The organism is Tsukamurella asaccharolytica, assembly GCF_007858435.1.
Lineage (GTDB): Bacteria > Actinomycetota > Actinomycetes > Mycobacteriales > Mycobacteriaceae > Tsukamurella > Tsukamurella asaccharolytica.
Genome location: NZ_VIGW01000007.1, coordinates 125,747 through 149,779, shown reverse-complemented (window position 1 = coordinate 149,779; position 24,033 = coordinate 125,747). Strand labels below are relative to the sequence as shown.

At 71.1% G+C, this 24,033-nt stretch carries 29 protein-coding genes and 1 pseudogene; 19 read left to right on the top strand and 11 right to left on the bottom strand.

The genetic code is table 11. From position 1 onward, the window contains the following. Nucleotides 1-48 precede the first annotated feature (48 nt). Together FK529_RS14450 and FK529_RS14445 are read left to right on the top strand one after the other, a co-directional pair. Entirely contained in the window at nt 49-486 is a 438-nt protein-coding gene (locus FK529_RS14450) for an acyl-CoA thioesterase (protein WP_269432097.1), read from the top strand. Beyond that, entirely contained in the window at nt 483-1,127 is a 645-nt protein-coding gene (locus tag FK529_RS14445) for a DUF8185 domain-containing protein (protein ID WP_146562370.1), read from the top strand. The genes FK529_RS14450 and FK529_RS14445 overlap by 4 nt, the downstream gene beginning before the upstream one ends. Here the strand turns inward: FK529_RS14445 and FK529_RS14440 are convergent. Further along, entirely contained in the window at nt 1,116-1,772 is a 657-nt protein-coding gene (locus tag FK529_RS14440) for a MerR family transcriptional regulator (RefSeq protein ID WP_146562368.1), read from the bottom strand. The genes FK529_RS14445 and FK529_RS14440 overlap by 12 nt on opposite strands. Before the next feature lie 83 nt (nt 1,773-1,855). On the opposite strand from FK529_RS14440, the gene FK529_RS14435 reads away from it, so the two are divergent. Then, entirely contained in the window at nt 1,856-2,341 is a 486-nt protein-coding gene (locus FK529_RS14435; protein ID WP_146562366.1) for a DUF4188 domain-containing protein, read from the top strand. 31 nt (nt 2,342-2,372) lie between these two features. Here the strand turns inward: FK529_RS14435 and FK529_RS14430 are convergent, their stop codons facing one another. Next, nucleotides 2,373-3,971, bottom strand: coding sequence for a glycoside hydrolase family 13 protein (locus FK529_RS14430; RefSeq protein WP_146562364.1), 1,599 nt, complete (start codon nt 3,969-3,971; stop codon nt 2,373-2,375). Between the two features lie 12 nt (nt 3,972-3,983). Beyond that, nucleotides 3,984-4,388, bottom strand: coding sequence for a globin (locus tag FK529_RS14425; RefSeq protein WP_146562362.1), 405 nt, complete (start codon nt 4,386-4,388; stop codon nt 3,984-3,986). Nucleotides 4,389-4,652: 264 nt separating this feature from the next. Between FK529_RS14425 and FK529_RS14420 the strand changes: the two genes are divergently transcribed. From FK529_RS14420 to FK529_RS14410, 3 genes are all read left to right on the top strand, one after another. Continuing rightward, entirely contained in the window at nt 4,653-5,243 is a 591-nt protein-coding gene (locus FK529_RS14420) for an HNH endonuclease (protein ID WP_146562360.1), read from the top strand. A 65-nt stretch (nt 5,244-5,308) separates the two neighbouring features. Next, the gene (ctaJ, locus tag FK529_RS14415) at nt 5,309-5,566 is read left to right on the top strand and encodes an aa3-type cytochrome oxidase subunit CtaJ (RefSeq protein ID WP_231703088.1); all 258 of its coding nucleotides are present in this window, start codon (nt 5,309-5,311) and stop codon (nt 5,564-5,566) included. Continuing rightward, on the top strand, nt 5,553-6,035 hold the full coding sequence (locus FK529_RS14410; protein WP_146562358.1) for a DUF5130 domain-containing protein: 483 nt from the start codon (nt 5,553-5,555) through the stop codon (nt 6,033-6,035). The genes ctaJ and FK529_RS14410 overlap by 14 nt, the downstream gene beginning before the upstream one ends. A 71-nt stretch (nt 6,036-6,106) precedes the next feature. Here the strand turns inward: FK529_RS14410 and FK529_RS14405 are convergent, their stop codons facing one another. Both FK529_RS14405 and FK529_RS14400 read right to left on the bottom strand, forming a co-directional pair. Then, on the bottom strand, nt 6,107-7,621 hold the full coding sequence (locus FK529_RS14405) for an MFS transporter (protein ID WP_146562356.1): 1,515 nt from the start codon (nt 7,619-7,621) through the stop codon (nt 6,107-6,109). A gap of 68 nt (nt 7,622-7,689) precedes the next feature. Next, complete coding sequence (locus tag FK529_RS14400; protein WP_269432096.1) at nt 7,690-8,016, bottom strand: YchJ family protein; 327 nt, start codon at nt 8,014-8,016, stop codon at nt 7,690-7,692. Nucleotides 8,017-8,113: 97 nt separating this feature from the next. On the opposite strand from FK529_RS14400, the gene FK529_RS14395 reads away from it, so the two are divergent. Next, nucleotides 8,114-8,575 carry a nuclear transport factor 2 family protein gene (locus tag FK529_RS14395; protein WP_158635125.1) on the top strand — a complete coding sequence of 154 codons (462 nt, stop codon included), beginning with the start codon at nt 8,114-8,116 and terminating at the stop codon, nt 8,573-8,575. Nucleotides 8,576-8,633: 58 nt separating this feature from the next. On the opposite strand, the gene pepN is transcribed toward FK529_RS14395, so the two are convergent. Then, the gene (pepN, locus tag FK529_RS14390) at nt 8,634-11,204 is read right to left on the bottom strand and encodes an aminopeptidase N (protein WP_146562352.1); all 2,571 of its coding nucleotides are present in this window, start codon (nt 11,202-11,204) and stop codon (nt 8,634-8,636) included. A 172-nt stretch (nt 11,205-11,376) separates the two neighbouring features. On the opposite strand from pepN, the gene FK529_RS14385 reads away from it, so the two are divergent. Continuing rightward, nucleotides 11,377-12,006 (top strand): mycothiol-dependent nitroreductase Rv2466c family protein, encoded by a 630-nt coding sequence (locus FK529_RS14385; protein WP_146562350.1) that lies wholly within the window; start codon nt 11,377-11,379, stop codon nt 12,004-12,006. Nucleotides 12,007-12,236: 230 nt separating this feature from the next. Here the strand turns inward: FK529_RS14385 and FK529_RS20610 are convergent. Continuing rightward, a pseudogene (locus FK529_RS20610) lies at nt 12,237-13,163 on the bottom strand (M48 family metallopeptidase); the annotation flags it as partial. 509 nt (nt 13,164-13,672) lie between these two features. On the opposite strand from FK529_RS20610, the gene FK529_RS14375 reads away from it, so the two are divergent. The 6 genes from FK529_RS14375 to FK529_RS14350 all read left to right on the top strand — a co-directional run bounded on the left by FK529_RS14375 (nt 13,673) and on the right by FK529_RS14350 (nt 17,598). Beyond that, nucleotides 13,673-14,155, top strand: coding sequence for a ribose-5-phosphate isomerase (locus FK529_RS14375; RefSeq protein ID WP_146562346.1), 483 nt, complete (start codon nt 13,673-13,675; stop codon nt 14,153-14,155). Nucleotides 14,156-14,201: 46 nt separating this feature from the next. Then, on the top strand, nt 14,202-15,002 hold the full coding sequence (locus FK529_RS14370; RefSeq protein ID WP_146562344.1) for an Fpg/Nei family DNA glycosylase: 801 nt from the start codon (nt 14,202-14,204) through the stop codon (nt 15,000-15,002). 82 nt (nt 15,003-15,084) lie between these two features. Next, on the top strand, nt 15,085-16,080 hold the full coding sequence (locus FK529_RS14365) for a PE-PPE domain-containing protein (RefSeq protein WP_146562342.1): 996 nt from the start codon (nt 15,085-15,087) through the stop codon (nt 16,078-16,080). Nucleotides 16,081-16,097: 17 nt separating this feature from the next. Continuing rightward, nucleotides 16,098-16,373: a DUF3618 domain-containing protein gene (locus FK529_RS14360; RefSeq protein WP_146562340.1), complete on the top strand. Its 276-nt coding sequence runs from the start codon at nt 16,098-16,100 to the stop codon at nt 16,371-16,373. Nucleotides 16,374-16,378: 5 nt separating this feature from the next. After that, nucleotides 16,379-16,774 (top strand): hypothetical protein, encoded by a 396-nt coding sequence (locus tag FK529_RS14355; RefSeq protein WP_146562338.1) that lies wholly within the window; start codon nt 16,379-16,381, stop codon nt 16,772-16,774. 53 nt (nt 16,775-16,827) lie between these two features. After that, nucleotides 16,828-17,598 (top strand): hypothetical protein, encoded by a 771-nt coding sequence (locus FK529_RS14350; RefSeq protein WP_146562336.1) that lies wholly within the window; start codon nt 16,828-16,830, stop codon nt 17,596-17,598. Nucleotides 17,599-17,602: 4 nt separating this feature from the next. On the opposite strand, the gene metA is transcribed toward FK529_RS14350, so the two are convergent. The 3 genes from metA to FK529_RS14335 form a co-directional block, all read right to left on the bottom strand. Next, nucleotides 17,603-18,517, bottom strand: coding sequence for a homoserine O-acetyltransferase MetA (metA, locus tag FK529_RS14345; protein WP_146562334.1), 915 nt, complete (start codon nt 18,515-18,517; stop codon nt 17,603-17,605). Between the two features lie 64 nt (nt 18,518-18,581). Then, on the bottom strand, nt 18,582-19,250 hold the full coding sequence (locus FK529_RS14340) for a hypothetical protein (RefSeq protein WP_146562332.1): 669 nt from the start codon (nt 19,248-19,250) through the stop codon (nt 18,582-18,584). Beyond that, entirely contained in the window at nt 19,247-19,822 is a 576-nt protein-coding gene (locus FK529_RS14335; RefSeq protein ID WP_146562330.1) for an HhH-GPD-type base excision DNA repair protein, read from the bottom strand. The genes FK529_RS14340 and FK529_RS14335 overlap by 4 nt, the downstream gene beginning before the upstream one ends. A gap of 100 nt (nt 19,823-19,922) precedes the next feature. Here FK529_RS14335 and FK529_RS14330 point away from each other — a divergent pair, with 100 nt between their 5' ends. Continuing rightward, nucleotides 19,923-20,714 (top strand): crotonase/enoyl-CoA hydratase family protein, encoded by a 792-nt coding sequence (locus FK529_RS14330; protein ID WP_146562327.1) that lies wholly within the window; start codon nt 19,923-19,925, stop codon nt 20,712-20,714. A 98-nt stretch (nt 20,715-20,812) separates the two neighbouring features. Here the strand turns inward: FK529_RS14330 and FK529_RS14325 are convergent, their stop codons facing one another. After that, nucleotides 20,813-21,475, bottom strand: a complete 663-nt coding sequence (locus tag FK529_RS14325; RefSeq protein WP_146562325.1) for a response regulator — start codon at nt 21,473-21,475, stop codon at nt 20,813-20,815. Between the two features lie 91 nt (nt 21,476-21,566). On the opposite strand from FK529_RS14325, the gene FK529_RS20070 reads away from it, so the two are divergent. The 4 genes from FK529_RS20070 (at nt 21,567) to FK529_RS14315 (ending at nt 24,031) form a co-directional block, all read left to right on the top strand. After that, entirely contained in the window at nt 21,567-21,731 is a 165-nt protein-coding gene (locus tag FK529_RS20070; protein ID WP_158635124.1) for a hypothetical protein, read from the top strand. A 7-nt stretch (nt 21,732-21,738) separates the two neighbouring features. Beyond that, nucleotides 21,739-22,077, top strand: a complete 339-nt coding sequence (locus FK529_RS14320; RefSeq protein ID WP_146562323.1) for a hypothetical protein — start codon at nt 21,739-21,741, stop codon at nt 22,075-22,077. A 244-nt stretch (nt 22,078-22,321) separates the two neighbouring features. Then, the gene (locus FK529_RS20065) at nt 22,322-22,474 is read left to right on the top strand and encodes a hypothetical protein (RefSeq protein ID WP_158635123.1); all 153 of its coding nucleotides are present in this window, start codon (nt 22,322-22,324) and stop codon (nt 22,472-22,474) included. Between the two features lie 60 nt (nt 22,475-22,534). Beyond that, on the top strand, nt 22,535-24,031 hold the full coding sequence (locus FK529_RS14315; RefSeq protein ID WP_231703087.1) for a cytochrome P450: 1,497 nt from the start codon (nt 22,535-22,537) through the stop codon (nt 24,029-24,031). The last annotated feature ends 2 nt before the right edge of the window (nt 24,032-24,033 follow it).

Below are 24,033 nucleotides of genomic sequence, written 5' to 3'. Positions count from 1 at the left end.
CGTGGAGCCGTGACCGAATACAGCTTCACCGCGGCGGGTGTCACGGGTGTGCGCACCGTCGCCGACGACGGGACCGCGAGCCTGACGGTGCCGGTGGACGTGCGCTGGTCCGATATGGACGTCTACCAGCACATCAACAACGCGCGCATGGTGACGCTGCTGGAGGAGGCCCGGATCCCGCTGCTCTTCGCGCCCGACGCGCCCACGCGCGACCTGCTCGACGGGCTGCTGTTGGCGCGGCTCGAGGTCGAGTACCGCGGGCAACTGCGGCACCAGGATTCGCCGCTGCAGATCACGCTGTGGACGTCCGCGGTTCGGGCAGCGGACTTCGTTGTGCACCACGAGGTCCGGCCCGTCGGGGCGGCGCTCGACACCGCGCCCGCGGTGGTCGCGCAGGTGCGGCTCGCCGCGTTCGACGTGGCGGCACAGCGGGTGCGACGGCTGTCGGGAGAGCAGCGCGACTACCTGATGTCGTTCGCGCGGTGAGCGATCGACGGCTGACGGTGGCGGGCGGGGGACCGCGCTCGAACCTCGCAGCCTTCGTCACCCGTCTGCTCCGCACCGACGATTCGGCGGTGATCCGCGTGCGCCGGCGCGACGAGCAGCACGTCGAGGTCTGGGGGAGGACGGGCTTCGGGGTGCTCGCGGCGAGGGTGCTGACGGGGACCGTCGCGCCGGAATCGCTGGTGTGCAGCGCCGCGACGGTGCTCGACTCGCTCCGCGCGGCACCGTCGGACGAGGGGGGCTACGTGGACGTGGGCTTCGCCCTGGACTCCGCGTGGCGCGGCGCGCTGCCCCCCGCGACGGGCTTCGCGCACGTGGACGACGTGCCGGCCCGGGCCCTGCGCGCGGTCGCGGCGCGCGGCGTCGAGCTGGGGCGCGAGGCAGGCGGCCCGGCGGGCCCGCCGGCCTCCCTGCTGGACTCCGAGGTGGTCAGCGTCAGTGCCGGCGGGACGACGGTGCGGATCAGCCTGCGCAGTGCGTTCGCGTTGGAGGCCATGGGGTTCGCCTCGGACGGCGCCGACGAGCCGGTCCGGGTCTCGGCGTCCGCGACGTGGGTGCGGATGGACGCGCGCTTCGGCTCGTTGTACCAACGGCGCGAGGCGGGGCCGGGCCTACTGGTCTGAGGCGCCCCGGCCCGGGGCGTCGTCTGCACGGAGGGCCGCCTCGTAGAGGTGGGCGGTCCGGTTCTGCTGCGCGAGCCGGCGCAGCGTCTGCAGCACCTTGTCCGAGAGGACCGTGCCGACGATCGCGGTGCGCAGCGCCTGGGCGTCGTCCTCGGTGAGGGTGTCGAGGTCGGAGGCCGCCACGATCTCCGCGGCGTCGGCCCAGCGCTCCAGGGTGTCGCGGCCGCCCACATCGCACGTCTCGGCGAGCGCTTTGAGCTGCGCGCCGAGCTGAGGCAACAGGATGTCGCCGTCCTCGATCCGCCAGCCGCGCTGCTGCACGAAGGCAATCGCCAGCGCTGTCCACTCAGGGTCCTCGTCGAACCGTTCGGCGTCCATCAGCGCCTCCTGCGCGACTCCGAGCAATGCGTGGCGCGGCACCGTCGGGCTGTCGAGGGCGTCGATGACGCGGCGGACCTGCGCGAGCGAGAGGCCACCGGATTCGACGAGGGCACGGATGAGCCGCACCCGCTCGACGTGCGCGGTCCCGTACTCGGACTGGGTCCTGGTGACCGGCTCGCCGGGTGCGAGCAGCGACTCCCGCAGGTAGAACTTGAGCGAAGCGGTGCTCACGCCGGTCTCCGTGGAGAGTTCCGACAATTTCATCCCTCGATCTTGACACGGGATAGCTTCACTCTCCAATATGGGTAGCAGCACTATCCAAGGCGATCGCGGCAGGGGAGAAACCGATGAAGCACGATCTGCAGACCGACACTCACGACGGTGACCTGGTGGTCTTCCTGCTGGGCATGAGGCCGCGGCGCACGTGGCGGCTGGGGCAGGCGGCGTTCGTCGGGCGCTCGCTGCGCCGGATGCAGGCCGAGATCGAGCGCGACCGGAAGCGCGGTGGCGCCCTCGGCTACCTCGGTGGCTTCGCGGCGGTCGCCCCGGGCGGACCGCTCCTCGTGCAGTACTGGCGCAGTTACGAAGATCTCGAGCGGTACTCACACTCGACCGATTTCGCGCACCGGCCCGCGTGGCTGCAGTTCTACACGATGGCCCACTCCGAGGGGCGCTCGACAGTCGGCATCTGGCACGAGACCTACCGGGTGCCCGCCGGGGCCCACGAGTCGATCTACGCGGACCTGTCCGCGCCGATCGGTCTCGCCGCCGCCGTCGGCGCCCAGCCGCTGGCCCGACGGGGCCGCACGTCCCGCGAGCGCATCGGGGCCTGAGGCGCCGCCGGCGACCGGCGGCGCGGAGGCATCAGGCCAGCCAGCAGGCCGCGTTCGGCGGCAGCAGCCCGTCGACCAACGGCGCGCTGGCGAGGAAGACCTCGCCGCCGGGAAGCTCGACGGGTGCGTCCGAGGCGTTGAGCACGCAGGTCAGGCGGCCGTCGGTGCGCCGGAAGGCCAGCACTCCGGGGCGGGGCGCGCCGTACCACTCGATCGCGTCGCCGCGGAACTCCGGCCGCATCCGGCGCAGCTCGATGGCCGTGCGGTAGAGCGTCAGCGTCGAATCGAGGTCCTCGAGCTCGGCCTCGGCCGTGAGGTCCTTCCAGTCGTCCGGCATGGGGAGCCAGGTGTCGGGATTCGTCGAGAAGCCGTACGGGGGCAGCGTGCCCTGCCACGGCAGGGGCACGCGGCAGCCGTCCCGGCCGCGTTCGGTGCGCCCGGACCGCTCCCAGGTCGGGTCCTGCAGCACCTCGTCGGGCAGGTCGACGTTCGGCAGGCCCAGTTCGGAGCCGTTGTAGAGGAAGACGGTGCCCGGCAGCGCCAGTTCCACCAGGATCATCGCGCGGGCGCGGGCCGTGCCCAGCGCGCCGCCGCCGAACCGCGTCACCTCGCGGGGCACGTCGTGGTTGGAGAGCGTCCACGTCGGGATGCCGTTCACCGATTCGACCGCGATCAGCGAGTTGTCGATCGCCTCGCGGATCTCCCGGGCGTCCCACGTCGCCTCTGCGAGGCGGAAGTTGAAGCCCAGGTGCAACTCGTCGGGCCGGATGTACTCGGCGAACCGGTCGTTGTCCTTGACCCAGATCTCGCCAACGGTCACGCGGCCGGGGAACTCGTCCATCACCTGCCGGATGCGTCGGTGGATCGCGTGCACGCCCGGATCGTTGAACCGCAGGTCGTTCTCGTCGTTGTCCATGATCTGGTTGGTGACCAGGTCCATGTCCGGCAGGCCCGCGGGCTTCGCCATGCCGTGCGCCACGTCGATGCGGAAGCCGTCGACGCCGCGGCCGAGCCAGAACCGCAGCGTGGCCGCGAGATCCTGGAAGACGTCCTCGTTCTCCCAGTTCAGGTCGGGCTGTTCGGGCGCGAAGATGTGCAGGTACCACTGCCCGGGCGTGCCGTCGGCCTCGGTGACGCGGTGCCACGCCGGCCCGCCGAAGATGCTGGGCCAGTTGTTCGGCGGCTCGTCGCCGTTCGGGCCGCGGCCCTCGCGGAAGACGTACCGATCGCGCTCCGGGCTGCCCGGTCCCGCGGCGAGCGCCGCCTGGAACCACGGGTGCTGATCGGAGGTGTGGTTCGGCACCAGGTCCATCGTCACGCGGATCCGGTGGGCGTGCGCCGCCGCGATCAGCTCGTCCATGTCGGCGAGCGTGCCGAACAGCGGATCGATGTCGCGCGGATCGGAGACGTCGTAGCCGTGGTCGGCCATCGGCGAGCGCATCACGGGCGAGAGCCACAGGGCGTCGACGCCGAGCAACTCCAGATAGCCCAGTCGGTCGATCACGCCGCGCAGGTCACCGACGCCGTCGCCGTTCGAGTCCGAGAACGACCGGGGGTACACCTGGTAGAAGATCGCGCCCTTCCACCACGGGGATTCGGTGTGGTGGGGCGTGTGGACGGGTGGCGTCATCTCACTCCTGTGTCAAGCGCCCATGGGGGTGTTCACGAGCATCTGTGCGGCCATCTCACAGTAGGCCCTGAGCTGTGCCTTGCGATCGGGGCTCATCCGCGCGTCGTCGATCGACGCGATCGCGACGTCCATGCACCGCAGCCAGGCGTCACGCTCGAGCTCGGTGATCCGGAAGGGGACGTGCCGCATCCGCAGGCGTGGGTGTCCGCGCTGCTCGGAGTAGGTGCGCGGCCCGCCCCAGTACTGCTCGAAGAACATCCGCAGCCGCGTCTCGGCGGGGCCGAGATCCTCCTCCGGATACAACGGCCGCAGGAGCTCGTCGCGCGCGACCTCCTGGTAGAAGCGGTGGATCAACTCCGCGAACGTGTCCGCGCCGCCGACGGCGTCGTAGAAGCTCTGCTGGTCCGGCGTGCTCACGCCGTCCAGTCTCGCACGGGCCGTCGGGGCCGCGACCGATCCCACCTCCGTCGAGGATCGGTGCACCTCGCGCTCTTCTCGGTCGACGGACCCACGACCGGCTCGTGGCCGGTGAGGTCACTTCGTGTTCACCCGCTATCCGCCGATTCGCCTCAGGAATTGCGCGGAAATTACCGTGCGGATCGCCGCCGTCCGTGGTGCACTACTAGAGGCGACAGGGACCCCGGCCTCCTGGCGGGGTGCGCGTGACGGTGAGGAGTGTCGATGAAGCGATCGCACGCCGCGGGTGGCCCCGCGACACAGGCGCTCGCCGACGACTCCCGTTCCTCCGGTGCGGTGTGGGGCAAGCGCCGGGTGCTGCTGCTCAACGCCACCTACGAGCCACTGACCGCGATATCGATGCGGAGGGCGATAGTCCTCATGCTCAGGGATAGGGCCGATGTGGTCCACGACGATCCGAACGGTCCGCTGGTTCATTCAGCGGACCGTTCGCTGTCTGTGCCGTCGGTCATCCGATTGCGCAACTATGTCCGGGTCCCGTACCGGGCCCAGGTGCCCATGACCCGGGCGGCGCTGATGCATCGCGACCGGTTCCGCTGCGGATACTGCGGCGGCAAGGCCGACACCATCGATCACGTCCTGCCCCGGTCGCGCGGCGGCGGCCACGGCTGGGACAACTGCGTCGCGTGCTGCGCCTCCTGCAACCACCGCAAGGCCGACCGGCTCCTGTCCGAGATCGGCTGGACGCTGCGCACCGAGCCGCGTCCGCCGCAGGGGCGGCACTGGCGACTGCTCTCCACGCTGAAGGAGGTCGACCCGATGTGGAGTCGGTATCTCGACCTCGATGCGGCATAGGCTAAGTTGTCTGCAAGACCGACCAGCGCCGTCGGGCGTCCGACAGAGAAGGAAAGGGGCCCACAGTGAGCTTGCTCAACATCGTCGGCGGGATCACCATCGTGGCGACGGTCGTGATCGTCGTCCTGTGTGTCATCTCGATGGCCACCGGCCGCAACGAGAAGTACCAGCAGCCGGGCGAGTACAAGCTCGGTGAGCCGTGGACCCGCGAGCCCATGCTGTTCAGTGCCGTCGACGAGGCGCCCGTGGGCCCGCACGGCGCGCACCACGACGACCATGACAACGAGAACCTGATCGGGGGTGCCGCTCGTGGCAAGTGGTGATCACACGCAGACCGTCGCCGTGCCGCAGGGCGAGCTGCCCGTCGGCACCGCCATCACCTCGAGCGGCCGCATCTCGGCGGCCCGCCAGGCGAGCGACAGCCCGGCCAACCCGCCCTTCACCCGTGAAGAGCTGATCGGCCTCGACGAGGCGCTGATCCGCGCGACCCGCGACGCGAACGCGCGCTTCTCGGTGTACATCGGCGACCTGGGCGACGACCCGCACGCCGGCGCTGAGGCGGTGCTCCGTCAGGCTCCCGAGCCCGAGTACGCCGCGCTCATCGCCGTCTCGCCGAACACCCGCGACATCGTCGTGCTCACCGGTGGCGGCGTGGCCGACCGACTGGGCGACAAGGTCGCGCAGCTCGGCGTGACCGCGGCGATCCCGCCCTTCCAGGCCGGCGACCTGATCGACGGCATCATCGCCGCCCTGCGGGTCATGGCCTCGGCCGTGAAGCCGCCCACGGCGTAACCGCTCCGTCCGCGGAAGGCCCACCGGATCCGTTCCGGTGGGCCTTCCACGCGTCTGGGCACACCGGCCGGTCACCGCTCGGCATCGGCGAGGTCGCGCGCCTCGGCGTACAGCTCCGTCGCCTCGTCCGGGGTGTCGACCTGCGGCGGCGATCCGATGAGGGGCTGGGTGGCGGTCTCACGCATCGTGACCACCGCGATCAGCCCCACGACACCGCTGGCGACGAGGTAGAGGCCGGGCACCACGGCGTTGCCGGTCGCGCTGACGAGCGCGGAGGTGACCAGGGGAGTGGTGCCGCCGAACGCGGACACCGCCACATTGAAGCCGATGCCGAGGGCGCCGTACCGCACGGCGGTGGGAAACAGCGCCGGCAGCGTCGACGCGGTGGGAGCCGCGAAGCAGGCCAGCAGGACGCCGAAAGCGATGCATCCCACGATCGGCGCCCACAGCGATTTCTGGCCGAATAGCCAGAAGCACGGCACCGCGACCACGATCTGCGCGATCGCCGCGCCGGCGAAGATCGCACGGCGGCCCACGATGTCGCTCAGGTGGCCGACGAAGACGATGAGCGACACCACCACCAGCATCGACAGGAGTACCAGCATGTCGGCACTGAGCTGACTGCGATGCACGACTTCGGTGAAGTAGGTGGGTAGGTACGCGGTGATCATGTAGTTCGTCACGTTGTAGAGGATCACCAGTCCGATGCACACCAGGAGGGGGCGCCAGAAATTCTTCACGATCGTCGCGATCGCCCGGCTGCCGGATTCAGCGGCGTGCACCGCGCTGTCGTGCTCGTCGAGCTTCTTCCGGAAGGCGGGCGTGTCCTCGAGCTTGAGGCGCAGGTAGAGGCCGATCAGGCCCATCGGGCCGGCGATGAAGAAGGGAACGCGCCAGCCCCACGCCAGCATGTCCTGCTGGGAGAGCGACGCGTTGAGGATCGTGACCATCGCGGAGCCCAGTGAGTAGCCGATGAAGGTGCCGAAATCGAGCCAGCTTCCGAGGAAGCCGCGGCGGCGATCGGGGGAGTACTCCGCGATGAACGTCGTCGCGCCGCCGTACTCGCCCCCCGTGGAGAAGCCCTGGACGAGGCGGGCGAACAGCAGAAGAACCGGAGCCCACACGCCGATGGCGGCGTAGGAGGGGATCAGGCCCACCGCGAAGGTGCCGATCGACATGAGGATCATCGTGGCTGCGAGGACCTTCTGCCGGCCGATCCTGTCGCCGAGTAGGCCGAAGAACATGCCGCCGAGGGGCCGCACGACGAAGGCGGCAGCGAAGGTGCCGAAGGTGGCGAGCAACTGCGCGGTGGGTGAGGCATCGGGGTAGAAGACCTTGCCGAGCGTGCCGGCGAGGTAGCCGTACACGCCGAAGTCGAACCACTCCATCATGTTGCCGAGCGCCGCTGCGGTGATCGCCCGCTTCAGCATGGGTTGGTCGATCACGGTGATCGACTCCTCGGTGAGCGGCGGCGTGCGGCGAAGCAGCCGCGCCAGCACTCGCCGTCGGGACCACTGGACGTTCTCGGCACCCCACTGCGGAACGTGAATCTCTCCTGATTGCGCTCGGATCCGATTGTCCGCCATCGCCATATTATAGCAAGATTACCTAAGTGTTGGATTCCGGTGGCGCGCTCTTGAAGGAAGGGGCCGGACTACTGGGCCGGGAAGTCCCCGTCGACGTAGAACCACCGCCCGTCCTCGCGGACGAAGCGGGAGCGCTCGTGCAGCACCCCGTGCACGCCGTCGGCTACGTAGGTCGCCCGGAACTCGACGATGCCGGAGTCGTCCACCGCGGCCCCGTCGACGGTGTCAACGATCTGCAGGCCGCGCCAGCGCACCGCCTCGTCGAGGGTGAGCTCGGCCGGCCGGGTGGTGGGATGCCAGGAGGCGAGCAACCAGGCCACGTCGCCGTCGCGGAACGCGGCGAACCGGGACCGCATCAGCGCCTCGGCGGTGTCGGGATTGTGGTGTGCGTCCACCCGTGCAGCGTACGGCGACCGGGATCACGTTGTGCACGGCGCCACATCGTGTTGCGATCGAAGAAGAGTTGTCGACGCGTTGATGACGGGACACGGTATGAACCTCAACCGCACGATCCGTAACGCCGCCGCCGCGGTGTTCACGGCAGGTGCCCTGGTCATGGGCGCCGCGGCCCGGGCGAGCGCGGCCCCGTCGACCCCCCGGGAGGTCGTGACGGCGTTCTACACCGAGGGCTTCGTCAAGCGCGACATCGCGGGCGCCGCGCAGCGCTACATCGGCGATCACTACATCCAGCACAGCCCCGAGATCGCCGACGGCCGCGACGCCGTGATCGAGGCGCTCGGCCCCGTCGTGAAGGACCCGAAGTACAGCACCTCGATCGTGCGCATCGTCGCGGACGGCGACATCGTGGTGGTCTACGCGAAGTCGGTCTACGACGGCACGGTGCGGGCGGTCGTCGACATCTACCGCGTCGCCAACGGCAAGATCGTCGAGCACTGGGACGTCATCCAGGACGATCCCGGCAGGACCGTCAGCGGCCACCCGTTCATCAGCTGACCCGCCGTACGCCGCGGCCCCGGGACCGACGGATCCCGGGGCCGCGGTCGGCTGCGCGTCAGCCCCGGTCGAATGCCCGCGCCGCGAGCGAGCGGACGATGCCCGCACGTCCCTCGAGCACGAGGCGGCGCAGCGCCGGGGGCTTGTCGCCCGCGAGCCAGGCGTCCGCCGCGGACACGGCCTCGTCGGAGACGTCCCACGACGGGTACAGGCCCACGACCACCGTCTGCGCGACCTCGGACGAGCGGCGGCCCCAGACCTGGTCGATCGAGTCGAAGTAGCGCTGGGTGAACGGTGCGAGCAGTTCGCCCTGGCCGGGCGCGACGATGCCGGCGGAGATGGCGCGGGTCAGCGTGTTGGACAGCGAATCGTCGCCGAAGACCTTCTCCCACGCCTCCTCCTTGACCCGGATGTCGGGCCGGGCGGCCAACGCGGCGGCGGCCGAGCGCTCGCCCGCCGCGGTCGGATCGCGGAGTACCTCGGCGTCGATCTCCTCGGTGCCCACGGCGCCGGCCCGGGCCAGCGCGGTCAGGAGACGCCAGCGCAGGTCGGTGTCGACGGCGAGCCCGTCCAGGCCGACGGTGCCGGGTTCGGCACCGTCGTACAGCGCCCGGAGCGCGTCGACCTCGGCGCGCCCCAGGGCGGACGCGGCCAGCGCGTTGACGAAGGCGAGCTGGAAGTCCGAGCCGGCCTCGGCCTCGCGGGCGAGCCGGAGCAGGCCCGAGGCGAGCCGCTCGCGACCCTCGGCGGCGGCCCAGGCCGGGTCGGAGTAGGACTCGACGGCGGTCTGCGCCTGCAGCACGACGCGCTGCACCACGCCCACCTCGGTCTCGGCGCCGATGCCGCCCAGCACCAGTTCGACGAAGTCGCGGGCCTTCATCTTGGCCTGGCGCGTCATCTCCCACGCCGCGGACCACACGAGGGTGCGGGGGAGCGAGTCGGCGATGTCGGCGACGCGCGTCGTTGCGACCTCCAAGGAGGCGGGGTCCAGCCGGACCGAGGCGTAGGTGAGGTCGTCGTCGTTGACGAGGATGAGTTTGCCGCGGTGCACGCCTTCGAGCTGCGGAATATCCGTTCGCTCGCCGTCGATGTCGACCTCCACCTGGTGCACGCGCACCAGCTTGCCCGCCTCGTCATCGTCGTAGATCCCGATGCGCAGCCGGTGGACGCGAGTCTCGCCGGCTCCCGGAGCCGCGCCCCATTGCTGCACGGCGAACCGGGTGAAGCGCCCCTCGCCGTCCAGAGCGAACGACGGGGCGAGCTCGTTGATGCCGGTGGTCTTGAGCCACTGGGCGCCCCAGTCGGACAGGTCGCGGCCCGACGAGGCCTCCAGCGCGCGCAGTAGGTCGTCGAAGGTGGCGTTGCCGAACTTGTGCTCCGCGAAGTACGCGCGCAGGCCCGCGAGGAAGGGCTCGAGGCCCACGTAGGCGACCAGCTGCTTGAGCACCGAGGCGCCCTTGGCGTAGGTGATGCCGTCGAAGTTGACCTCCACGGCCTGCAGATCCGGGATATCGGCCGCGACCGGGTGGGTTGACGGCAGCTGGTCCTGGCGGTACGCCCACGATTTCTCGACGTTCGCGAACGTCGTCCACGCCGAGGTGTACTCGGTGGCCTCGGCCTGGCTGAGCACGGACGCGAACGTCGCGAACGACTCGTTCAGCCACAGGTCGTCCCACCAGCGCATGGTCACCAGATCGCCGAACCACATGTGCGCCATCTCGTGCAGCACCGTCTCGCAGCGCCGCTCGTAGAGGTACCGGGTGACCTTCGACCGGAAGACGTAGTCCTCGAGGAAGGTGACCGCGCCCGCGTTCTCCATGGCGCCCGCGTTGAACTCCGGCACGAACAGCTGGTCGTACTTGCCGAAGGCGTAGGGGATGCCGAAGTTCTTGTGGTAGAAGCCGAAACCCTGCTTGGTCTCGGTGAAGAGCCGGTCGGCGTCCATGAACTCCGCGAGGCTCGCGCGGCAGAACAGGCGCAGGTCGATCGTGCCGTGCTCGTCCGTGTAGGCGTCGCTCCACACCGCGTACGGGCCGGCGATGAGCGCCACGAGGTAGGTCGACATCGGCTCGGTCGTGACGAAGGTCCAGCGGTGCGCGCCGGTCGGCAGCGGCTCGCGGGTCGCCTCCGCGCCGCCGGTCACCACCGTCCAGGCCGACGGTGCCGTGACGGCCACGTCGAAGACGGCCTTGAGGTCGGGCTGGTCGAAGCACGCGAACATGCGCTTGGCGTCGGCGGTCTCGAACTGCGAGTACAGGTACACCTCGCCATCGGCCGGATCGACGAAGCGGTGCAGGCCCTCACCGGTGTTGGAGTAGAAGAAGCGCCCCGAGATCACCAGCTCGTTCTCGGCCGCGAGGCCGTGCAGGGCCAGCCCGCCCTCCTCGCTGTAGCCGGAGGTGTCGACGGGCCGCCCGTTGAGCGTGGCCGTGATGCCGCTCGCGATGAGATCGACGAAGGTGTCCGCGCCCGGCGTCGCCGTGAAGGTGATCGTCGTGGTCGACCCGAAGGTCTTCTCGCCGGGCGAATCCGCCCCGTCGGTGAGGTCGAGGTCGATCGCGTAACGCGAGACGGCCACGGTGGCGGCGCGCTCGGCGGCCTGGACCCGGGTGAGATTCGGCGCGGACAAGGGGACGCTCCTTCTGGACTCGGCGGACACGGGGCCCGACGCACGGTTCGACCCGTCCCACAATGCCACCCGCCGTCCCCGCGTGTCCGCGCGGGAAGCAGATCGGCGTGCGCGGCGTTGCACGGGGGAGCAGGATCATCGTGAAGAGACCGTCCCACGAGCAGGAGTCGAAGTGACCGATACCGCCCCGTCCACCGCCAAGGATCGTGTCGAGTTCTGGTTCGACCCGCTGTGTCCGTGGTGTTGGATCACCTCGCGCTGGATCCTCGAGGTCGAGAAGGTGCGCGACATCGACGTGCAGTTCCACGTGATGAGCCTGGCCGTTCTCAACGAGGGCCGCGACGACCTGCCGGAGATCTACCAGGAGCTGATGAAGACGGCGTGGGGTCCCGTGCGCGTACTCATCGCCGCCGCCCAGCGCCACGGCGACGAGGTGCTGCCGAAGCTCTACACCGCGATGGGCACCCGGATTCATAACGAGCAGAACAAGGACCTCACCGCGGTGATCGCCGAGTCGCTCGCCGAGACCGGGCTCGAGTCGGACCTCGCCGCCGCCGCGGACAGCACCGACTTCGACGAGGCCCTGCGCGCGAGCCACCACGCGGGCATGGACAAGGTGGGCGACGACGTGGGCACGCCGACCATCCACGTCAACGGCACGGCCTTCTTCGGGCCCGTTCTCTCCCGCATCCCGCGCGGCGACGATGCCGGCCGCGTGTGGGACGGGGCCGTCCTACTCGCGAGCTACCCGCATTTCTTCGAGCTCAAGCGCACCCGCCACGAAGAGCCCGCGTTCGACTGAACGCGTGCCCCATTCGTCGAGCTAAGCGCACCCGCCACGAAGAGCCCGCGTTCGACTGAACGCGGGCTCGTCGTCGTCGTAGCGGGTCAGGAGCCGGACGGCCCGTTCTGTCGGGTGCCGGGCTGGCCCGGCTTGTCGTCCGAGCCCTGCTCGGGCTGCGCCGCGGCGTGGCCCTGCGACTGCTGCCACTGGGCGAAGTACCCGCCCTCCGGGTAGGGCTGGTTCCGCGCGGGCTGGCCCTGAGCAGGCTGGCTCTGGGCCGTCGGGACGTGGTGCAGGTGCCCGGACGCGACGGGGGCCGGCGGCGCCTGGCCGGGAGCGGGGGCCAGCACCTCCTGCTTGGTGTACGTGGGCACCGGGCCGGCGGGCACGACCGCGCCGCCGCCGATGCCGCGCACCGGGCCGCTCGGCGCGAACCACAGCGAGCCGGCCTTGGTGCGGTTGCGCAGCGCCGCGGCGCGCCAGGTGAGCACCGGGTGCGACGCGGTGAGGTTCACCAGCCAGGTGAAGAAGCCCTTGTCGGTGGACGCGCGATCGGCGAGCTGATTGAAGTCGACCTGCTTGCCGAGGTACTTGCCCGCGCCGAGTACGCCCATGCCCCCGGGGGAGCCCGAGGGCTGGTTGAAGTAGCCGTAGTTGTCGGCGGTGTACTCCTGCGAGCGGGAGAGCGCGGCGCCGATCACCGGCAGGTAGGACATGGCGAACGAGCCGACCTGCCGCCAGTACGAGACGTGCCCGGCCGCGATGTGCCCGACCTCGTGGCCGATGATGTACGCCAGCGCGTCGGGATCGCGGGCCTCGCCACCGATCTCGAACAGGTCGCTGTAGACCACCACGAAGCGGCGGAAGCCGTGGCCCGAGGCGAAGGCGTTGATCTGGCCGTTGCCGATCACCACGAAGGCGTCGGGAACCTCGCGCATGCCGTACCGGGCCGCGGCCTCGCGCACCATCCGGTAACCCTCGGGGAACTGGGTGGGCGTCATCTGCACGCCCTGGACCCGGGGCGCGGCCCACGTCAGGCCTCGGCCGAACCACAGCAGGATCGGCACCACCAGTGCCAGCAGCAGGTACTCGTTGACCACGCCGATCGCGGCGAGCACCAGCGCCCCGCCGTAGATCAGGATGGTCACCAGGATCACGATCACCAACAGCGGGATCTCCCACGGGTGCCGCCGCGGCGCACCGGCGTAGGCCGGGGCCTGCGGCGCCGGCGCGAAGGGACCGCCCGGGGGGAAGTGCCCGCCGGGGACGGCGCCACCCGGGACGTATCCCGGGCCGGACACCGGACCGCCGGACTGCGCGACGGGCGCGCCCAGGCCCGCAGTGACCGACGGGTCGTGCGCGCCGAGTTCGGGCAGTGCCTGACCCCCCGCCCGGTACTGGTCGGTCGGGAAGTCGGTGGAGGGGAAGGCGGAGGTCGACGCGTCGGAGGGGGCAGCGGAGGTCGCGGCCGGCTCATCGGGCTGCACCACGGGGAAGAATCCGGTGCTCGGCAACGTCGATTCGTCCGGCTCGGAGCTGAAGGCCCCGCTGCGGGCGGACTCAGTGGGAGAGGAGTCGCCCCGCGGCTCCCGGCCCGGTGTCTGCTCGGTGCTGTCATCCATGCCATCGAATGTAGGCTGTGCCGCCTTCGGATGCTCGCGCGACGCGTGTCAGACTTGTGCTCATGCGCGTTTACCTCGGCGGCGATCACGCCGGATTCGAACTGAAGTCCCAGATCATCGAACACCTGACGGCGGCGGGCCACGAGGTCGTCGACTGCGGCGCCCACACCTACGACGCCCTCGACGACTACCCCGCTTTCTGCATCGACGCCGCGACCCGCGTGGTGGCCGATCCGGGCAGCCTCGGCATCGTGCTGGGCGGCAGCGGCAACGGCGAGCAGATCGCCGCCAACAAGGTGCCCGGCGCCCGCTGCGCCCTCGCGTGGAGCGTCGAGACCGCCAAGCTTGCCCGGGAACACAACAACGCCCAGCTCATCGGTCTGGGTGGCCGCATGCACACCAAGGAGGAGGCGCTCGCGATCGTCGACGCCTTCCTCGCGCAGCCCTGGTCCGAGGAGCCGCGCCACCAGCGCCGCATCGACATCCTCGCCGAGTACGAGCGCACGGGCGTCGCCCCGGCCGTGCCGGGCGCCCCCGAGGCCTGACGGTCCCGGACGCCACCGACGATGCCCGACCACGCCGGAGGCGTCAGTGCCTGAGGGGCACACACTCCACCGGCTCGCCCTCGCCCACGACGCACTGTTCGCGGGCGAGGGCGTCCGCGTCTCCAGTCCGCAGGGGCGATTCGCGCCGGAGGCGAAGCGGCTCGACGGCCGCGTCTTCGAGCGCGCAGACTCCTGGGGAAAGCACCTCTGGCACCGCTACGAGGGTGGCGCGATCGTCCACGTCCACCTGGGGCTGTACGGGGCGTTCACGGACTTCGAGGTGTCCGACGGTGCGCCCCCGCCGGTCGGGCAGGTGCGTATGCGCATCGTCGGGCCACGCGGCGGCACCGACCTGCGGGGGCCGACCGCGTGCGAGCTCGTCACCGAGGAGGAGGTCGACGGGGTGCTCGCCCGCCTCGGCCCCGATCCGCTGCGACCCGACTCCGACCCGGACGACGCGTGGCGGCGCATCGCGCGGTCGCGGCGGCCCGTGGGGGCGCTGCTCATGGACCAGGCGGTCATGGCGGGCGTCGGCAACGTCTACCGTGCCGAGGTGCTCTTCCGCGCCGGCATCGACCCGCACCGCGAGGGCCGCGACCTCGCCCGAACCGATTTCGACGGGATCTGGGCGGATCTGGTCGCGCTCATGCCGATCGGCGTCGAGCGCGGGCGCATGCACGTCGTGCGGCCCGAGCACGACCACGGCGCACCGTCGTACGCCGAGGACCGGCCCCGGACCTACGTCTACCGACGTACCGGCGACCCGTGCCGCGTGTGCGGCACGCCCGTGCGGAGCGAGGTCATGGAGGCGCGGAACCTGTACTGGTGCCCCACCTGCCAGAGCTGAGGCCGCTGTTAGCTCGGACACATCATCGGTTTTTTAACATGGATTTCAGCTCTTCCTCATGCACGGGCGCAAGGGTTGCCCCATGACCACGCTGACGGTGCACAGCAGGGCGGCCCGGCGGTCGGCGGACGCCGGCCGGGCCAGGATCACCGTGCTCGCCGTCGGTGGCACGGGCGAATCCTGGATCGACGATCCCCGCACCGAGGTGACAGGCATGCTCAGTCACGTCGTGGCCGAGCTCGACGATCGATTCGACTCCCAGTGGGTCGGCTACCCGGCCTCGTACGGCCCGGTCCCCGCGCGGGACGGTATCTCCTTCGCGGAGTCCGTGTCGATCGGCGTGGAGCGCCTGCTCGCCGCGATCGCCGACGCCGGCGGCCCCGTCGTGCTCATCGGGTACTCGCAGGGCTGCACCGTGATCCGCCGCGTGCTGGGCGCCATGGCCGACGGGCCCGTGCGCGCTCCGAACGTGCTCGCCGCCGGCCTGATCTCCGACCCCGAGCGCCCGCGCGGCAGCGATCCCTCCCTGTGCGGCTCCGGCGTCGCGGGCGACGGCCCGGCGGCGCCCGACGAGGTTCCGCTGCAGTGGATCTCGCACCCGCAGGACGTGATCTGCAACGCGAGCGTCGACTCGTTCGTCCGCGACATCGCGGACGCCACCGCCTACCTGGCGCTCCGCGACCTCGCGACGTGGGCGCCGCGCGCCGCGAGGGAGTACCTCGGGCACCGCTTCCAGAACGCCACCCGCACCGCGTTCGGCTCCCGGCAGTGGCGGCGCGACGTGGACCGGCTGCGCACCGCCGGTCGGGAGATCCTCGGCTACCTGCCGCGAGTGCGGTACCGGGGCCGCGACTTCAACCGGCGCGGTGACCGGCACACCGCGTACGCGACGGAGCCGCTCGCGCGGCTGCGACACGAGGACTACGAGCTCACGGGCTGTCAGCTCCTGGCGCAATGGCTGCAGGTCCAGGCGACCTTCGCCCTCCCGGCGGAGGCGGATCGCGACGCCCGGGCCCCGCAGCGGGGTGCGGCGGCGGCCGCTGGTCTAGAGTCGGAGAAGTATTTGCAGGCCGGCTGACCCGGAGGTAGAGCGAAGTGGCACGTGACACCGAGAGCATCGAGCGCGATATCGAGCGCGCCCGGGAGCAGCTGGCGGCGACGCTGGACCAGCTGGGGGAGCGCGCGGACCCGCGCAAGCTCGCCGAGCAGGCGCAGCAGTCGGTGGTCGCCACGGTGACCAAGCCGCCGGTGCTGGCCGCCGCGGCCGGTGTCGCCGTGCTCGCCGCGCTCGTCATCGGATCGCGTTTCAAGCGGGCCCGTCGCGAGAAGCAGCTCATCCGCGCGATCGCCGAGGGCAAGATCTCGCTCTGACGCACATGGATCGAACGAACGAGGGCGGCGCCGGCACCGGCGCCGCCCTCGTCGCCTCCGGACTCTGCGGGCTGCTCGTCGTCGGATGCGGTGGTCCCACCGCGGGCCCCGTCGCCCTGCCCCCGGGCTTCCCGGCGCAGCAGGTGCCGGTCGTCGGGGAGATCCGTAGGGCGGAGACGATCGAGGTCGGGCACGCCCTGTGGCGGGTCACCGTCGAGGGACGCGACACCGTGGCGGCCGCCCGCGCCCTGCTCGCCGCCGGACTGGTCCCCGTCGCGCCGGGCGTCCCGCTCGACGCCGGCCGGATCGGGGCCGTCTACCGCGGCCACGGATTCACCGTCGGCATCTCGTCGAACGACGGTGACGTGACCTACGTCGTGAGCCCCACGCCCGGTACCTGACCCTCCGGGAATCTCCCGATTCCGCCATCGCGGATCGGCGCTACGCTGGATCCATGGAGTTTCCGAAAGTACTGCTCGCCCCCGCCCGCGTCGGGCTGGCCGCGGCGGGCCTGGGGCTCGCCGCCGCCGAGACCTCGGTCGGGCTCGCGCGCGACGTCGTCTCGATGGCCGCGGACAAGCTCGACCCCGAGTCCGCCGGCGACACCCGTCACGAGAACCTGATCACCGCCGCGCAACGCGTGCCGTACATCGTGCACCGCGTCTCCGACCTACTCAGCGAGGACGGTGCCATCCACCGCGTCGTCGGACCCGGTGGCGCCGCGGACCGGGTGGCCGACCTGTTCGACGACGGCGCGCCCGTCGACCGTGTGATCCGCCCCGACGGGCCGCTCGACCGCGCGACCCGGGAGGGCGGCATCGTCGACGCCTTCACCGCGGAGGACGGTGTTGTGCAGAAGCTCGCGGAGGTGACCGAGGCGATGAACAAGCTCACGCCGACGATCGCGGCGATGGGACAGCGCCTGGGCGACATCGAGACCGTGGTCGGCGCCGCGAACACCGTCGCCGAGCCGGTCACCGATTTGCTCTCGAGCCTGCCGAAGTTCGCGCTGCGCACCGCGAGCGAGGTGGCCAAGGCCGCGCAGCCGCGGCAGCCCCGTCCGGCGCGAGCCGCGGGGGCGCCGTCGGTCACCCCCGCGGTCGTGGCGCCCGCGGTGCAGCCTCCGGCGGTCATCGTCGTGCCGGTCGTCGAGGCGGAGGTGACCGAAGCGGCGGCCGAGCCGGCCGCCGGCGAGCCGACGGACGACGGCCCCGCGCAGGGCTGACCGCCTACGGGCCGTCGGGCGCGAAGGGCGTCTCCTGGTAGACGCAGTAGTTCAGCCAGTTGCTGTACAGGAGGTTCCCGTGGCCGCGCCACCGGTTGCGCGGGGGCGCGGCGGGGTCGTCGCCCGGGAAGTAGTGGGCGGGCGGCGCGACCGGAAGGCCCTGCTCGCTGTCCCGTGCGTACTCGCGGGCGAGCGTGTCCGCGTCGTACTCCGGGTGGCCCGTCACGTAGACCTGCCGACCGTCCCGGCTGGCCGCGAGGTAGACGCCGGCCTCCTCGCTGACGGCGAGCACGTCGACGTGGCCGGTGGCCTCGACATCGGCCGCGAGGACGTCGGTGTGCCGCGAGTGGGGCGCGAGGAACTCATCGTCGAAGCCGGTGACGACCGGTGAGCGCGCCTCGGTGAGGTGGTGGGAGTAGACGCCGGAGAGCTTCTGGGGCAGTTCGTACTTGCCGACGCCGTAGTGGTGGTACAGCGCGGCCTGGGCGCCCCAGCAGACGTGCAGGGTCGACTGCACGTGGGTGCGCGTCCAGTCGAGGATCCGGGTCATCTCCGGCCAGTAGTCGACGTCGTCGAAGTCGAGCCGCTCGACCGGCGCCCCGGTGATGATGAGGCCGTCGAAATGCTGGTCGGCGACGTCGTCGAAGGTGGAGTAGAACGAGTCGAGGTGCTCGGACGCCGTGGTCCTCGAGACGTGGCTGGCCATGCGCAGGAGGGTCAGCTCGATCTGCAGCGGGCTGTTACTGAGCAGGCGTAGCAGCTGCGTCTCGGTGGTGACCTTCATCGGCATCAGGTTCAGGATGGCGATCCGCATGGGGCGGATGTCCTGATGGCCCGCGCGGTCGTCGGACATGACGAAGACCTGCTCCGCGGCCAGGACGGCCCGGGCGGGGAGGTCGTGTGGCATGGTGACGGGCACGCGACCAGCCTAGTTCAACGCCCGTACCGCCCTGTTCCGGCCGGTACGCCGACGGGCGGCGCGCCTAGGTGTACGACTTCGCGCAGATCGTGTAGACGGGGTCGTCGAAGAAGTAGCTGCGATCCCACTCGCCGGAGCAGCGGCCGGAGTCCTTGAGGCCGCCCACCACCGAGACCACGGTGATCGTGCCGGGCGCGCCGCACTGCCCGGCGGCCCTGATCCAGGTCCCCGGAACGGGAGCGGTGTAGCAGTAGTTCACGTTGAGGTTGGGCGTCAGGCAGTACCAGCGGCCCCGCGCGATCGAGGTCTGCTCGGCGCGGCACTTCTCGCCGGCGGGCATCACCTGCGTCACCTTGTACGGCGAGCCGCCGTCGTCGCAGTTGCCCACTTTCGGCGCCTCGGGCACGTCGTAGAGGCAGTCGTTGACGCGGAAGACGGCGCCCGCGCCAGAGGTCCCCGACGCGGCGTCGGTGCCCGGCTCAGCGCCGTTGGAGTCGCTGAGGAGCGCCGCCACGACGATCGCGGCGACCAGGGCGACCACGGACGCGACCGCGACGAGGGCGAGGATCAGGTTGCGGCCCGAGTTGGGCTTGTGCGGCGGCGGGGGAGCGCCGCCGGGGACGGGGCCCGGCGCGACGGGACCGCGCGGTGGAGGGGGCAGCGGGATCGCCTGCGAGTACGCCTGCCCGGGCTCATTCGGGTTATGGCCGCCGTACGGACCCGGTCCGCTCATGCTCCCGCCTTCTTCCCCGCCGCCTTCATCTCCTTCTTATAGGCGCGCACCTTCTGCAGGGACTCGCCGTCGACGACGTCCGCGACGGAGCGGTAGCCGGCCTTGCCGTAGTCGCCGACCGCCGTCGTCCAGCCGCGCGGCTTCACGCCGAGCTGCTTGCCGACGAGCGCCGCGAAGATCTTCGCCTTCTGCGCGCCGAAGCCGGGCAGGGCCTCGATGCGCTTCACCAGATCCGCGCCCGAGGCGGCCTCCGTCCAGATCCGCTCGGCCTGCCCGTCGTACTCGTCGACGACGATCTGCGCGAGCGCCTGCAGGCGCGCGGCCATGGCCCGCCCGTACCGGTGGATCGCGGGCGGCGTGGTGCACAATTCCTCGAACCGGGCCGGATCGGCGACGGCGATGTCGCGCGGGTCGATACTGCCGAACCTGTCGAGGACCTTCCACGGACCGGCGAAGGCGCGCTCCATCGGGAACTGCTGGTCGAGAAGCATGCCCGCGAGCAGCGCGAACGGGTGCTCCGAGAGCACCGCGTCCGACTCGGGTTCCCCCGTGATGTGCAACGTGACCGCCATGAGCGCCACTGTACTTCAGCCGTGCCTTCCCCAACGGGGTCCGACGCGGCCGCTAGGGTTGCAGACGACGGCCGACGGCGACCGAAACGAGGAGAAGCGGATGTCGAACATCGAATACGAGGTGCGCGACGAGGTCGCCCACGTGCGGATCAATCGCCCGGAGAAGCACAATGGGCTGACCCTGGACATGATCGACGACCTGGCGAAGGCCGCGGACCGCGCGAAGAACGACCGCTCGCTGCGCGCCGTGATCCTCTCGGGCGAGGGCAGCTCGTTCAGCTCTGGCCTCGATTTCGCCTCGGCGGGCAAGGAGCAGCGCCGGCTGCTCATGAACTTCGTTCCAAGGCGCATCTCGGCGGCCAACAACTTCCAGGCCGCGGGCTGGGCGTGGCGCAGTGTCCCCGCGCCGGTCATCGCCGTGGTGCACGGCCACTGTTACGGCGGCGGGCTGCAGATCGCGCTGGGCGCGGACTTCCGTTTCGCCTCGTCGGAGGCGGACTTCTCCATCCTCGAGGCCAAGTGGGGTCTCATCCCCGATATGTCGATCTCCGCGTCCATCGCCCAGCTCACGACCATCGACATCGCGAAGCGCCTCACGATGACCGGCGAGATGTTCACCGCGAAGCAGGCGCTGGGCTGGGGCATCGTCACCGGCGTCTCCGCCGACCCGATGAAGGACGCGCTGGAGCTGGTGGAGAAGCTCAAGGAGCGCTCGCCCGACGCGGTCGCCGCCTCGAAGGCGCTGTTCGAGAACACCTGGTACAGCGGCTCGCGCCTGTCCTTCCCCGTCGAGCAGGCGCTGCAGCTCGGCCTGATCCGTGGCAAGAACCACGCGATCGCCCGCACCGCTGCGGCCAACAAGGAGAAGCCGGTCTTCATCGAGCGCCAGTAGCGCCCGCCCCTCGGAATTGAACACTGTTTCTGTTCGGTGCGACCTGCGGTTTCGCCGCCATGAACAGTGTTCAATCGCCAGGGGTGGGCGCCGCCGAGTCAGCCGCCGGGCCGGACGATGCCGTTGTCGAACGCGAAGACGATCGCTTCCGCGCGGTTGCGGACGCCCAGCTTGGTGAAGATCGAGCCGATGTGGCTCTTCACGGTCACGATCGAGATCACCAGCTCGCGGGCGATCTCGTCGTTCGACAGTCCGCGTCCCACGAGGGCGAGCACGTCCACCTCCCGGGACGTCAGGCGCGTCTGCTCGCCCGACGGTGCCGCCGGCGCGGCCTTGCGATAGGTCTCGAGCACCCGGCCGGTGACGGCGGGATCGAGCACGGCCTCCCCGGCGGCGACGAGGCGCACAGCGCGGATCAGCTCCTCCGCGGGCGAGTCCTTGAGGACGAAGCCGGAGGCGCCCGCCCGTAGCGCCTCGGAGAGCAGGTCGTCGTCGCGGAAGGTGGTGAGTACGAGCACCGGCGGCGCGTCGGCGGACGCGGTGAGCCGCCGGGTGGCCGCCATCCCGCTGACCCGCTTCATCCGCAGGTCCATCAGCACCACGTCCGGCGCGGACTCGGCGACGGCCGCGCTCACCTCGTCGCCGTCGGCGCACTCGCCGACGACCTCGAAGCCGTCGCGGCGGCGCAGGATCCGGCGCAGCCCGAGGCGCACCAGGTCCTGGTCGTCCACCAGCAGCAGGCGGATCGGTCGTTCGGTCACGGGCGTTCCCCTTCGATCGATCCGGTTGCGCCGGAGCCGGTCCCGGCCGGAAAGGCCGCGTCCACGAGCCAGGTGAGTGTGCGACCACGTCGTGGACTTCGCCGGCGACGGCGGCGCGCTCGAGCGCGGTCCGGGAGGCCTGCGCGCGGCGCTCGGCCCGCAACAGCAGGAGCTGATTCTGCATGAGCTGGCCGACGGCCGCGCCGAAGGCGACGGTGAGAGCGATCAGCCAGGCCTGATCGATCGCGCCGAGTGATCCGGCGGTGACGACCAAGGCCTCGTACGCGAGCAGGTGCAGGGCCGCCGAACGGATCGGGGTGACGGCCGCGACCTGGGTGATCGCGAGGACCAGGATCAGGGGAACGACGTCGAACGTCGTCGGCACCGACCAGAACAGCGCGGCTGAGATCAGAGTGGAGATCGAGTGGGCGGCGAGCGACAGGTGGTCCGTGCGCAGGAGCGTCGAGAGGGTGTGGGCCAGTGACAGCGCCGCCGCGCCCGCCAGGATCGCCCACTGCACGCCGTCCGGGCCCGCCACGACGCGGGGCAGGACCGCCGCGACGATCAGGGCGACCAGCGCTGTTTCGGTGATCACCATGTAGTACGGCGGGTACTCGTAGCCGATGGCGGCGAACGCGCGCGCGTACCGCGCCTCGAACCACCGCAGCCAGCGCATGGCTTGCATCGTAGTCGCGCGTCGCGGCCCGGTCGCCCACCCTGGGGCGGAGCCGCGCGCCCGTCCCAGGGTGGAACGGACTTCCATCCTGGGCACGCTGACCAGCGACGATCGCTCTCGTAGCGTCGAATTCACCCGGAACACACCGGGCACGGGAGAAGGAGAAGGCCATGATCACCGTTCTCGTCGTCGCCGCGTTCGCCGTCGCGATCGCCGCGCTCACCCACGACCGCGACGGCCTCGATTTCGGCGCGCGCGACATCCACCGCGCGACGGCCGCCCGCGACCGCCGGAGCGGCCCCCTGGGCACCGTCGTGCCCTGACGATCGCGACGGCACCCCGCGCGCCACGTCCGGCGTGCACAATCGATGGAGGAGGACGATATGACCACGATGGCACGAGCCGTCCGCACCGGGATCGGCACGGGGATCGGCGGAACCGTCGCGCGCACCCTGTCGATCCCCGAGCCCGCGTGGCACCTGCGCGAATCCGTGCGGCCGGGCGTCCACGGCGGTACAGGCGACGAGGCCGGGCCCGTCGACGCCGCGGGGGCCGCCGCTCTGCGTGCGGCGCCGTCCCTCCCGATGGGGCCGCTGCGGGCTTCGCTGTCGTACACGCTGCGCGAGGGCGACGTGACCTTCCGCGCGGCGGAGCGCTACGGCGACGTCTTCCGGTCGGAGTTCGCGGGTGGGCCGGGGCAGGTGGTGCTGGTGTCCAACCCGGCGCACGTCGCCTCGCTGATGACGCGCCCCGACGATGCGCCGTCGGCCACCCGCTTCTCGCCCCTGCGGCCCATCGTCGGACCTGATTCGGTGCTCACCGCGGTCGGGCCGCGGCACAAGCAGCAGCGCCGACTCCTGCTGCCGCAGTTCCACGGGCGCGCGGTCACCGACTACCAGCAGCGCATCGACGCCGCGACGGAGCGCCGCATCGACGAGTGGCGAACGGGAGAGGCGGTGGCGCTGGCGGACATCGGGCAGCAGATCACGCTCGACGTGATCATGTCGGCGGTGTTCGGCATCGACGACGAAACCGGCGCGACCCGCGCCGAACGTGCGGTCCGCACGTCGATGATCCGCCTACTGCGGCTCTCGACGCACCCGCTCGCGACCGTCGTGCAGCTGGTGAACGCGCGCAGCCCCGAGCCGCGCGGAATCCTGAAGCTGGTGCTCCGGCCCCTGGACGCGGCGATCTATTCGGTGATCGCCGAGCGTCGCCGCGAGGGCGCCGACGGGCCCGACGGGGCGGGCCGCTCCGACATCCTCACGGTGCTCATGGCGGCCCGCGGGGACGACGGTGCGCCCCTGGCCGACAGTGAGATCCGCGACGAGCTCCTGACCCTGGTGCTCGCCGGCCACGAGACGACATCGAACTCGGTCGCGTGGACCTTCGAGCGGCTCACCCGCACCCCCGAGGCGTACCGCCGCTCCGTCGAGGCCGCTCGCGCCGGCGACGAGGCGTACGTCGAGGCGCTCATCAACGAGTCGATGCGCAGCCGTCCGGTGGTGCCGGTGGTCGCGCGGGAGCTGCTGTCCGACTGGCAGTTCGGGCCCTACATGGTGGACCGCGGCGTGATCGCGCTGGTCTCGATCCTGCTGCTGCACCACCGGGAGGAGCTGTACCCGCGGCCGTACGCCTTCGATCCCGAGCGCTTCCTCGGCGTCAAGCCCTCGCCGCAGAAGCTGATGCCCTTCGGGGGTGGCACCCGCCGCTGCCTCGGCGCGGGGCTGGCGATGGCGGAGCTGCGCGCGGTGGTGACGCAGATCCTGCTGCGCGTCGATCTCGCGCTGACCGACGCTCCCGCGGAGCAGCCGCGGCACCGCAACGTCACCATGATCCCCGGGGACGGGGGCCTGGTGACGGCGCTGCGCCGCCACTGACG